General features: G+C 70.5%; 10 protein-coding genes. 7 read left to right on the top strand and 3 right to left on the bottom strand.

From position 1 onward, the window contains the following. Window positions 1-426 precede the first annotated feature (426 nt). Both ACFVYA_RS26475 and ACFVYA_RS26470 read left to right on the top strand, forming a co-directional pair. Window positions 427-1,215 (top strand): alpha/beta fold hydrolase, encoded by a 789-nt coding sequence (locus ACFVYA_RS26475; RefSeq protein WP_387048726.1) that lies wholly within the window; start codon window positions 427-429, stop codon window positions 1,213-1,215. Then, on the top strand, window positions 1,212-1,970 hold the full coding sequence (locus ACFVYA_RS26470; protein WP_387048724.1) for an SDR family oxidoreductase: 759 nt from the start codon (window positions 1,212-1,214) through the stop codon (window positions 1,968-1,970). The genes ACFVYA_RS26475 and ACFVYA_RS26470 overlap by 4 nt, the downstream gene beginning before the upstream one ends. Here ACFVYA_RS26470 and ACFVYA_RS26465 read toward each other — a convergent pair. Further along, window positions 1,955-3,502 carry a transposase gene (locus ACFVYA_RS26465; RefSeq protein ID WP_387048730.1) on the bottom strand — a complete coding sequence of 516 codons (1,548 nt, stop codon included), beginning with the start codon at window positions 3,500-3,502 and terminating at the stop codon, window positions 1,955-1,957. The genes ACFVYA_RS26470 and ACFVYA_RS26465 overlap by 16 nt on opposite strands. 153 nt (window positions 3,503-3,655) lie before the next feature. Between ACFVYA_RS26465 and ACFVYA_RS26460 the strand changes: the two genes are divergently transcribed. The 5 genes from ACFVYA_RS26460 to ACFVYA_RS26440 all read left to right on the top strand — a co-directional run bounded on the left by ACFVYA_RS26460 (window position 3,656) and on the right by ACFVYA_RS26440 (window position 10,401). Next, window positions 3,656-6,253: a bifunctional FO biosynthesis protein CofGH gene (locus ACFVYA_RS26460; RefSeq protein ID WP_387048722.1), complete on the top strand. Its 2,598-nt coding sequence runs from the start codon at window positions 3,656-3,658 to the stop codon at window positions 6,251-6,253. A 44-nt stretch (window positions 6,254-6,297) separates the two neighbouring features. Next, a complete protein-coding gene (locus tag ACFVYA_RS26455; protein WP_387048720.1) occupies window positions 6,298-6,825 on the top strand; it encodes a DUF4232 domain-containing protein in 528 nt (175 codons plus the stop codon). A 90-nt stretch (window positions 6,826-6,915) separates the two neighbouring features. Beyond that, on the top strand, window positions 6,916-7,770 hold the full coding sequence (locus ACFVYA_RS26450) for an arpA protein (protein WP_387048718.1): 855 nt from the start codon (window positions 6,916-6,918) through the stop codon (window positions 7,768-7,770). 29 nt (window positions 7,771-7,799) lie between these two features. Further along, the gene (locus ACFVYA_RS26445) at window positions 7,800-8,588 is read left to right on the top strand and encodes a class I SAM-dependent methyltransferase (protein ID WP_387048716.1); all 789 of its coding nucleotides are present in this window, start codon (window positions 7,800-7,802) and stop codon (window positions 8,586-8,588) included. Between the two features lie 79 nt (window positions 8,589-8,667). Continuing rightward, entirely contained in the window at window positions 8,668-10,401 is a 1,734-nt protein-coding gene (locus ACFVYA_RS26440) for a choline/carnitine O-acyltransferase (protein ID WP_387048714.1), read from the top strand. 53 nt (window positions 10,402-10,454) lie between these two features. On the opposite strand, the gene ACFVYA_RS26435 is transcribed toward ACFVYA_RS26440, so the two are convergent. Both ACFVYA_RS26435 and ACFVYA_RS26430 read right to left on the bottom strand, forming a co-directional pair. Next, entirely contained in the window at window positions 10,455-10,943 is a 489-nt protein-coding gene (locus ACFVYA_RS26435) for a hypothetical protein (protein ID WP_387048712.1), read from the bottom strand. Next, the gene (locus tag ACFVYA_RS26430) at window positions 10,940-11,110 is read right to left on the bottom strand and encodes a hypothetical protein (RefSeq protein WP_387048710.1); all 171 of its coding nucleotides are present in this window, start codon (window positions 11,108-11,110) and stop codon (window positions 10,940-10,942) included. Before ACFVYA_RS26430 ends, ACFVYA_RS26435 begins: the two co-directional genes overlap by 4 nt. Window positions 11,111-11,328: the final 218 nt, after the last annotated feature.

The raw sequence follows: 11,328 nt of genomic DNA, 5'->3' as shown, positions 1-11,328 counted from the left end.
AATACTTGCTCTCAAAGGAACCTCATACGAGGTTCAATACATAAGCTCTACTGGCTTAGTTCACTAGCACACTGTTGAGTTCTCAAGCAACACACCCCGAGTCGCACCGCCGTCAAGCGGCCTTACCCGAAGCGAGTATTCCTAGCAGTTTTTGGTGGGACACCCACTCAATCGCAATCCGCGAGAGCTTGGTTCGTGTCCCGGTGGCCACCCGGTTTCCCTGGCGACTTGGAGAACTTTACATGCCCCGAAAGGGCCCGAAACAGGGGGGTCCCTTAACAAGATCAGCACAGGTCAGACCCCATGACGGAGCCCGTCCCGGCCTCAGTCTGCCCCGAACCCGCCGGGAGCGCCACCGAAAGAATATTGCTCCGACTACATTGCGCCGTATTGCTCCGCGGTAAAGCTCCGCCTAGCGTCGGCCGCATGAGACTCGCGCACGACGACCTCGGCCCGAAGAACGGGCGACCGGTCCTCCTCGTCCACGGCCACCCCTTCGACCGCTCGATGTGGCGGCCCCAAGCCCAGCACCTGGCGGGCAGCGGCTACCGCGTCGTGACCCCCGACCTCCGCGGCTACGGCGAGTCCCGCACCCCAGGCACGAAGACCGGCCTCGACGTCTTCGCCGGAGACCTCGTCGAGCTGGCCGACCACCTGGAGCTGGACCGGTTCGTCCTCGGCGGCCTCTCCATGGGCGGCCAGATCGTCATGCAACTCGTGGCGGACCACCCCGAGCGCGTCACCGCTCTCGTCCTGGCCGACACCTTCGCGGGCCTCGACACCCCCGAAGCCAAGCAAGCCCGCTACGACACCGCCGACCGGATCAGCGCGGAAGGCATGGCGCGCTACGCCGAGGAGCTCCTGCCCAAGATGATCTCGAAGCAGACCCGGGCGACCCGGCCGGACGTCGAGGCGCACGTCCTCAGGATGATGCGCAACGCGCCCGCGGCGGGAGCCGCAGCCGCGCTGAGGGGCCGCGCCGAGCGCCCCGACTACACGCCGGGACTGAGCGACATCGCCGTCCCCACCCTGGTCGTCGTCGGCAGCGAGGACGAGTTCACCCCCGTCGCCGACGCCGAGCTCATCCACCGGAAGACGAAGGCTGCCACCCTGGTGGTCGTCGAGGGCGCGGGCCACCTGCCTAACCTGGAGCGCGAGACCGAGTTCGACGAGGCACTCAGCACCTTCCTGAACGACAGCGGAGCGACCCCATGACCCAGCAGACCGTGTTCGTGACCGGCGCGAGCGCCGGCTTCGGTGACGCCATCGCGCGCCGGTTCGCCGCCGAGGGCGCCCGCGTGATCGCCGTCGCCCGGAGCCAGGACAAGCTGGAAAAGCTGGCCGGCGAGCTCGGCGACGCCGTCCTGCCGGTGAAACTCGACGTCAGCGACCCCGAGGCGGTCAAAAGCGCCGTCGAAGGCCTCCCGCAGAGCTGGCGGGAGGTGGACGTCCTGGTCAACAACGCCGGCCTGGCCAAGGGCCTCGAGCCCGCCCACAAGGCGGACCTGCAGGACTGGGACGAGATGATCGCGACCAACGTCCGCGGCCTCACGCACGTCACGCGTGCGCTGCTCCCGGGCATGGTCGAGCGCGGCCGCGGGCACGTGATCAACATCGGCTCGATCGCCGGCACCTACCCCTACCCCGGCGGCAACGTCTACGGCGCGACCAAGGCGTTCGTCCACCAGTTCAGCCTCAACCTGCGCAGCGACCTGCACGGCACCGGCGTGCGCGTCACCACCATCGAGCCGGGCATGGTCGGCGGCACGGACTTCTCGAAGGTCCGCTTCGACGGCGACCAGGCCAAGGCCGACAAGGTCTACGAAGGCACGACCCCGCTGACCGCCGACGACGTCGCCGAGTCCGTCCACTGGGCCGCGAGCCAGCCGAAGCACGTGAACATCAACGTCATCGAGCTGATGCCGGTGGTCCAGAGCTTCTCGGCGCTGCAGATCTACCGGGAGTCCTGAAAGAGGGAGAACAACGCCTGCTGAGCCGGGTCCAGCTCGGTCAGCAGGCGTTTCGCCCGCGGCCGCCCGCCGGTCGACGGATATCGCAGGACCAGCTCGCCGATGCTCGCGAGCTGGTCCAGCAGCTCCCGGACCGACAGGTTCATCCCCGCCCGGTCGGCCTCGCGCCGCATCAGGTGGGTGACGGTCGCGGCGAGCACCGAGACGAGCCCGTGTGCCGCGATCCGCTGCCGCGTCCACTCCCAGCGCGGGGTCGGGCCGGTGACGGCGGGGCCGGTGAGCCAGCGGAACGTCGATTCGAGGTGGGTCCGGGCCCGGTAGGCGGTGACCACGTCCCCGATGGGCCAGTCCCGGTCGGTGACCAGCACCTGCTTGCCGAAGAACTCCTCGTCCAGCCGGGCCAGCGCGGCCGTGTCGATCCGGCGGTCCACCCGGATCTCGCCGGGCCGGTTCCCGCTCAGGACGGCGGTGAGCACGCGCTCGATGCGCCGGCCGCGGGTCACGCGCCCGATTTCGGCGTGGACCTGCGCACGGTCGCCGCGGTGGGTGCCCGCCGCCAGGGCCTCCGCGAGCCCGTCGAGCTCGCGGGTCGCGGTGGCCAGCTCGTCGGCGAACGCGCGGGACTGCGCCGCGTGCAGTGTCGCCGAATGGGTCAGAATCACCCGCCGCCGGACGCCGTCGACGACCGCGTGCGTGTCCAGCGCGGTGAGCCCGGCGAAGCGCCCGGGGTCGACGCGCTTGCGCGCGGACGCGGGCTGGGTCAGCAGCTCCGGGTGGTCGGTCAGCGGCAGCGACCCCACGAAGCCGCTGCGCGAGCCCAGGTCCAGCTGGGCCGCCTGACCGGCGTGGAAGACCAGCGTGGCCGGGCCCAGCCCCGCCATCAGCGAAGCGAAGGTCGGCGCCGTCCCGTCGTCGCGCCGGTAGAGCCGCGACGCCAGGGGGATCGCGCCGTCGCGGGTCACCCGCAGGCCCGCTCCGGCGAGCACGCCCCGGCAGGCCGACGGCAGCGTGCAGTCCGCCGGGGCGAACGCGGCGAACTGCGGGACGTCGACGGCGAGCGCCGCGTGGTCGTCCAGGGTGTCCAGGACCGCGGCGGCGACGGCTTCCTCGATGCCCGCGATGCGTTCCGGGGTGAGGCGTTCGAGGGCCCGCCACATGCCGTCCACCGTGGACAGCCGGGGCCGCACCAGGTCCGCGGCCGGCCCGGAAGCCCACCACTGGGCGATCGGCGTCTCCGGAGCCGTCGCGCGGTGCAGCACCGCGACGGCGAGGGTCAGCCCCAAGCCCGGCTTCGAGCGCACGACGTCGTCGACACGGCGGACGAAGTCCAGACGCGAAAGCGTCGCCCAGACCGCGGCGACGTCGCCGTACGTGCGGTACGAAGCCGACGCCGGCTCGCCGCCCGGGACGGCGCGGGCGATCTCGTCGGCCGTGCCGAGATAACGCTGGGTCACCACGCGCGGTTTGCCGTCGACCCGGGCCGACTCCGCCAGGTAGTAGTAGGTCCGTCCGCCGATCTTCTTGCCGACCACCGATGCCACCCTTTAGGTAATACACGCCGGACGACTGATCGACAACCCCGTCGGCCCGCTGACCTGCGACGACGATCGGGTGCAGAATGACGACCAGACAGGTGCGGAACGCACCCTGGCTGGTCCCGCGACGGCGGTCCTAGCGTGGGTGGAATGGGACCCGAACCCGACGCGACCACCCCGACCGCCTCCGCGATGCGCCGCGCGCTCGCCCGGGCGCGTGACGGGAAGACACTCGACGTAGCCGAAGCGAGCGTCCTGCTGCACGCCCGCGGTGACGACCTCACCCAGCTGTCCGAGTACGCCTCGCGCACCCGCGACGCGGGCCTGGCCGAGGCCGGGCGCGCCGGCGTCATCACCTACAGCAAGAAGGTGTTCATCCCGCTGACCCGGCTGTGCCGCGACCGCTGCGGCTACTGCACGTTCGTCACCGTGCCCGGCCGGCTCGAATCGCCGTTCCTGTCCCCCGACGAGGTCCTCGACATCGCCCGCAAGGGTGCCGAGATGGGCTGCAAGGAAGCCCTCTTCACGCTCGGCGACCGGCCCGAGGACCGGTGGAAGGCCGCCCGCGACTGGCTGGACGCCCACGGCTACGACGACACGCTGTCCTACGTCCGCGCGATGGCGATCCGGGTGCTGGAGGAGACCGGCCTGCTGCCGCACCTCAACCCGGGCGTGCTGACCTGGCAGGACTTCCAGCGGCTCAAGCCGGTCGCGCCGTCGATGGGCATGATGCTGGAGACGACGGCGACCCGGCTGTGGAGCGAGAAGGGCGGCCCGCACTACGGCTCGCCCGACAAGGAACCCGCGGTCCGGCTGCGCGTGCTCGAAGACGCCGGGCGCAGCAGCGTCCCGTTCACCACCGGTGTCCTGATCGGCATCGGCGAGACGTTCGAGGAGCGCGCGGACGCGCTGTTCGAGATCCGCAAGGTCGCCAAGACCTACGGCGGCATCCAGGAAGTCATCGTGCAGAACTTCCGGGCCAAGCCGGACACGAAGATGCGCGCGACGCCGGACGCCGACCTCGAAGAGCTCGCCGCGAACATCGCCGTGGCGCGGCTGGTGCTCGGCCCGAAGATGCGCATCCAGGCGCCGCCGAACCTGATCGGCAACCAGTACGACCTGATGATCCGCGCGGGTATCGACGACTGGGGTGGTGTCTCGCCGCTGACGCCGGACCACGTCAACCCCGAACGCGCGTGGCCGCAGATCGACGAGCTCGCCCGGCGCACCGAGAAGGCCGGCTTCGAGCTCAAGGAACGGCTCACCATCTACCCGGAGTACGTCAAGGCCGGCGAGCCGTGGCTGGACCCGCGGATCACGCGGCACGTCGCCGCGCTCGTCGACTACGAGACCGGGATGGCCCGCGAGGGCGCGATGCCGGTCGGCATCCCGTGGCAGGAGCCGGACGGCGGCTGGCAGGAATCCGGGCGCACCGACCTGCACACCGAGATCGACACCACCGGCCGCACCGAAGACCGCCGCAGTGACTTCGACTCGGTCTACGGGGACTGGAAGGAGATCGGCGACCGGATCAAGACCGGGCCGCAGAAGTTCGACTCCACCGTCCTGGAAGCCTTGCGCAGCGCGGAAAAGGACCCCGCCGGGCTGTCCGACGACGCCGCCCTCGCACTGCTGTCGGCCGAGGGCAAGGAGCTGGACGCCTTCACGAAGCTCGCCGACGACCTGCGGCGGGAGACGGTCGGGGACGACGTCACGTTCGTCGTCACGCGGAACATCAACTTCACGAACGTCTGCTACACGGGTTGCCGCTTCTGCGCCTTCGCGCAGCGTCGCACCGACGCCGACGCGTACACGCTCTCGCTGGAGCAGGTCGGCGACCGCGTCGACGAGGCATGGGCCGCCGGTGCCACCGAGATCTGCATGCAGGGCGGCATCCACCCGGACCTGCCGGGCACCGCGTACTTCGACCTCGCGGCCGAGGTCAAGCGCCGTCAGCCGGAGATCCACCTGCACTCCTACAGCCCGATGGAGGTCGTGAACGGCGCTTCGCGGACCAACCTGTCGCTGAAGGACTGGCTCATCAAGGCCAAGGAAGCCGGCGTCGACTCGCTGCCGGGCACGGCCGCGGAGATCCTCGACGACGACGTCCGCTGGGTGCTCACCAAGGGCAAGCTGCCGACGTCGGAGTGGATCAAGGTCGTCACGACCGCGCACGAGGTCGGGCTGCCGACGACGTCCACGATGATGTACGGCCACGTCGACACCCCCGCGCACTGGGTCGCGCACCTGAAGCTGCTCGCGCGGCTGCAGCGCGAAGGCCTGGAGAAGCACGGGCGGCGCGGGTTCAGCGAGTTCGTGCTGCTGCCGTTCATCCACCAGAGCTCGCCGATCTACCTCGCCGGCCTGGCCCGCCCGGGCGCGACGCAGAACGAGAACCGGGCGGTGCACGCGCTGGCCCGGCTGCTGCTGCACGGGATGATCGACAACATCCAGAGCTCCTGGGTGAAGCTCGGCACCGAGGGCAGCCGCGCGGTGCTGCAGGGCGGCGTCAACGACATCGGCGGCACGCTGATGGAGGAGACGATCAGCCGGATGGCCGGCGCGTCGAACGGGTCGTACAAGACGATCAGCGACATGCGGGCGATGGTCGAGCCGCTGGGCCGGCCGCTGGTGCAGCGCACGACGGGCTACGGACGGCCCTTGGCCGAGCGGCTCGCCGCGGCGGAGGCTTCGGACGGCGTCGCGACGCAGGTGCGCAAGCCGCTCCTGCCGCTGCTGACTCCGTGAGGTGGGGCGGGCGCCTTCCGGGGCGCCCGCTACCCTTGCGCCGCATGGGGGTTTCTCGTTTCGCACCACTTCTCGTCGTCGCGCTTCTCGCGGGTTGCAGCACTCCGCCGCCGCCCGCGCCGGTGCCCACCACGGCACCGAGCCCGACGTACGCGCCGCCGCCGTCGAGCGGGCTGTCCCTTTCGGTCGGTCAGGTCGAAGCCGGGCTCGGGCACCGCGCCAGCGTCCTGACCCTGACCAACCGCGACGCCGCGCCGCGCAAGGTCACCGGCTACCCGGACCTGAAGATCCTGGCGGGCGACGGTGCGCCGCTCGACGTCCAGGTCCTGCACGAGACTTCCTACTTCGCGCCCGATCCGGGCCCGCAGGACCTCACGCTCCAGCCGGGCGAAAAGGCGCTGTCGGTGCTCGCCTGGTCGGCGACGGTCACCAGCGGCGACAAGCACACCGGCGCCGCGATTTCGGTGGTCCCGCTTCCGGGCGAACCCGCGCAGAAGCAGCCCCTGGAGACCGACCTCGGCACCACCGACACGGTCAAGCTCAGCGCGTGGGCCAGCCGGATCGGCAATTGACGACCGTGTGTCACCGCTCACAAACCGACGGTTGACCAGCGGGATTTTGTGCTACCTCTGTTCCTTCACCCGCCGGAAGGGACCTCGACGATGAGCACCTCGGTAGCGCCACTGGAAATGGTCGACACCGACCGCTACCCGCTCACCGATCCGGACCGCCCCGCCTGGCGGGAGACGGTCGGCCGCACCCGCGCCGAGCTGGCCGAGGCCGGCTGCAGCGTGCTCGCCGACTTCATCCGCCCCGAGCTGCACGACGTGCTGCGCGAAGAGTGCGCGGCGCTCGAACCGCACGCCTACACGAAGATCGAAAAGGTCAACGCCTACAACACCGCGATCGGCGAGCCGCTGCCCGAAGGCCACCCCGGCCGGACGATCATGGAACGCGGCAACGCCTTCGTCGCGCGCGACCACATCCCGGCGTCGTCGATCATCGGCCGGCTCTACACCAGCCCGCTGTTCCGGCGGTTCGTCGCGGACTGCTTCGGGCTGCCGGAGCTGCACGAACTCGCCGACCCGCTGTCCGGGCTGACGCTCAACGTGATCGCGCCCGGCCGTGCGCACCCGTGGCACTTCGACACGAACACCCACACCGTCAGCATGCTGACGCAGGCCGCGGCCGACGGCGGCACGTTCGAGTACTGCCCGAACATCCGGTCCGCCGCGGACGAGAACTTCGCCGCCGTGCGCTCGGTGCTGGCCGGCGACACCCGGCTGGTCCGGCGCCTGGACCTGCGGCCCGGTGATCTCCAGCTGTTCAAAGGACGCTTCGCGCTGCACCGGGTCAGTACCGTGGAGGGCGCGATCGCGCGGCACTCCGCGATCTTCGCCTACAGCGAGCGTCCTGGCGTGATCGGCAGCGCGGAGCGGACCCGCCAGCTGTTCGGCCGCGTCCTGCCCGCCCACCTCGCGGAGCGCGCCACCCGCGGCGACGAGCTGCTCGACTAGCTCACTCGACTGGATCAGGAGCCTGGCCCGTGCCTTTCGACTCGACCGGCAAGATCTCGTTCGACCACATCTACACCGCGCCCGACCCGCGTCCGTTCTTCGGCACGCTGAAGCGCGTCGGCTACCACATCCCGCAGCTGGCGAAGCCGTACTTCGCGCGGCTGATCGCCGAGCACCCCGCCGAGCGGCCGACCGTGCTCGATGTCGGCTGCTCGTACGGCGTCAACGCGGCCTTGCAGCGCTGCGAAGCGACGATGGACGACCTCTATGCCCACTACACGGATCCGGCCGTGCGCGCGCTGGATCACGCGGCGCTGGTCGAAACGGACCGGGCGCGCGTCCGAAGTGGCAACCCGCGGTTCTACGGCCTGGACAGCTCGGCCCCGGCGCTCGAGTACGCGCTTTCCGCCGGGTTCCTCGACGAAGCGATCCACGCGGACCTCGAACGCGACGACCCGGACGGCACCCAGCAGAAGCTGCTGGACGACGTCGACCTCGTGATCTCGACCGGCTGCGTCGGGTACGTCACCGAGAAGACCCTCAACCGGGTCGCCCGCGGCGCGCGGCCGTGGATGGCGCACTTCGTGCTGCGGATGTTCTCCTACGAGCCGATCGCCGAAAGCCTGGCCGAGCTGGGGTACGAGACGACGAGCGTCGAAGGCGTCTTCCGGCAGCGGCAGTTCGCCTCCGCCGAGGAGCAGACGCAGATCCTGGACACGTTGAGCGCGGCCGGGGTCGACCCCACCGGACTGGAGTCCGACGGGTGGCTCTACGCGCAGCTGTATGTATCCCGTCCTGCAGGCTTCCCCGAACTGTGACATTCGGGGCTTCGCCCCGAGCCGGGGGCTTCGCCACCCGGACCCCCGCAAGAAGTTTGAGACTCCCCCGATCAAAAGGATGACCGTGAGCAGTCCGGAATGGTCCACCCGCACCTTCGGCAACGAGGACCGGCTCCCCCGCGTCCCCGTCCCCACCTTGGAGGACAGTGGCCGTCGCTTCCTCGAGTGGTGCGCTCCGCTGCTGACACCGGAGGAGCTGGCCGAGACCGAAGCCGCGGTCGCGGAGTTCCTGGCGGGGCCCGGGCCGGAGCTGCAGGTCCGGCTCGAGGAGTACGACCGCTCGCCGGGCGTGCGCAGCTGGCTCGACACGTTCTGGCCGTACCGCTACCTCGGCCGCCGGGACCGGATCGCGCTCAACGCCAACTTCTTCTTCCTGTTCCAGGACTCCCCGCTCGGCCAGGTGGAGCGCGCGGCCGAGCTGACGGCGTCCGCCGTGGACTACAAGCTGAAGCTGGACCGGGAACTCGTGCCGCCGGTGCTCCTGCGCGGCACGCCGCAGTCGATGGTGCAGCACAAGTACCTGTTCTCGGCGACGCGGATCCCGGGCGAGCTGCTCGACACCGCGCGCACGCGGTTCCCGTCGCCCGAGCGGCACATCGTCGTGTTCTCGAAGGGCACGCCGTTCCGGATGGACGTCCTCGCCGAAGACGGCCGGCCCCACTCGCCGGCGCAGCTGGCCGACGGGCTGCGCGCGATCCTCAAGGACGACCACGTCACCGACGTCCCGGCCGGGCCCCTCACGACGAAGGCACGCGCGGAGTGGGCCGCTTCGCGGGCCTCGCTGCTCGAAGCGGGCAACGCCGCCGCCTTGGAGACCATCGAGACCGCGTTGTTCTGCCTGTGCCTGGACGACTTCACGCCGGCGGACGCACTGGAAGCGGCCGACCGGCTGCTGTACGGCGACAACCGCTGGTACGACAAGGCCGTGTCGCTCATCGTGTTCGAGGACGGCACCGCGGGGATCAACGTCGAGCACTGCGAACTCGACGGCACGACGATCCTCGGCTTCACCGACGCGCTGTTGAGCGGTTCCCGCGAGGAGCGCGAGCCGGCCGACGGGGTCCCCGGCCACGAGGTCGTCGAGTTCACGCTGACCGACGCCCTCCGCGAAGACGCGCGCGCCGCCCGAGAAGCCTTCAAGGCCTACGCGGACGCGACGGCGACGGCGACCGTGTCGTTCGACTTCGGGGCGAACCGGGCCAAGGAGCTGGGGATGTCCCCGGACGCCTTCGCGCAGATGGCGTACCAACTGGCCCACCGCCGTGCGAAGGGCCTGACCGGCGCGACGTACGAATCGATCGCGACCCGGCAGTTCCAGAACGGCCGGACCGAGGCCATGCGGGTCGTGACACCGGAAGTCGTGCGCTTCGCCGATGTCATGACCTCCGACGCCTCCGCGGAAGAGAAGCGCGAAGCGTTCCGGGCCGCGGCGGCGAAGCACGTTGCCCGCGCGAAGGAGTGCCAGGCCGGGGACGCACCGGAGCAGCACCTGTGGGAGCTGCAGCTGATCGGGAAACGGCGTGGGGACACCGAAACCCCGGCGCTGTACACCTCGCCGGGCTGGCTGAAGATGCGCGACGACTACCTGAGCACCAGCTCGGCGCCGTCGGTCAACATCCGGTACTTCGGCTTCGGCTCGACCAGCCCGCAGTGCATCGGCATCGCCTACGTGCTGCTGCCGGACCGCTGGAACATCTACCTGAGCACGCCGAAGCACGTCTCGGCGGAGATGGACCGCTTCGCCCGCGAACTGACCCACGCGGTGGACGAACTGCAGGGACTACTGGCCTGAGAGGTTCGGAATGAGTCGGCGTGTCGTCTTTGCGTGACCGGTGCGTCGCCCTTTCACGCGGGCAAGGTGGCTTTCGAAGTCACGGTGCGCAGCGCGCCCCGCAGCAGCCGGGCGATCTGGGGAGACGTCCAGCCCGTGCGGGTGGCTAGTTCGGCCGTCGTGAGGTGGTCCACCGCCGTCGACCACAAGGCGAAGCGCTGGCGCGGCGGCAGCAGCGTCACTTCGTCGAGCAGCACCGCGTCCCGCAGTGCCGCGTCCAGCCGTGGCCGATCGATCCGCCGGCCCAGGTCCGCGCGCAGCTCCGTCAGGACGCGGGCGCGCACCTGCCGTCCGGCGTCCGCGACCGCCCGCGATTCGGTGGCATCCGGCTGTGCGCAAAGGATCCGGGTGCACAACGTGGCACTCGTCCGCCGGGAATGGCCGGTCTGGCAGGCGACCCGGTAGACCAGCGTCAGCATCCGGCCGGGCAGATCGACCTCCGCGGATTCCCACGCCGGCGCCGGGTCGGCCGTCGAGGGCCGGGAGTGGCTCCCGGCCGTCACCCGGTCACCTTCGGCCGCGCCGGATCCGCCGGCAGGTGCTCCAGCAACCAGACGAGTTCCGCGGCGTCGATGATCCCGGCGTCCGCGGCGCGGATCCAGGCGTCGGCCGCCCGCCGGCTGAACTCGCGGGTGATGAGGGGTTTCGTCGTGTTCTGGACGCTGGTCATCAGCTGCTCCGGGTGGGCGGGTGACGCGTGTTCGGCCACCGGGGTCCGGGGTTGCCGCGACGTGCTGCTCTTGAAGAATGGTAGGCCGACTTCCGCCGGGGAGCGATTCGGTGACCGATAGTCCGCCTCCGGCGGAAGTCGGGGCTGGTGCGCCCGACGTTTCGCCTCGCGGCCGGGTTCAGCCGAATGGGGCAATGATATCACTTTTTGGGGGTGGT

The organism is Amycolatopsis sp. NPDC058278 (genome assembly GCF_042881395.1).
Lineage (GTDB): Bacteria > Actinomycetota > Actinomycetes > Mycobacteriales > Pseudonocardiaceae > Amycolatopsis.
The sequence above is the reverse complement of the archived record's forward strand: the minus strand, read 5'-3'. Positions and strand labels throughout refer to the sequence as shown.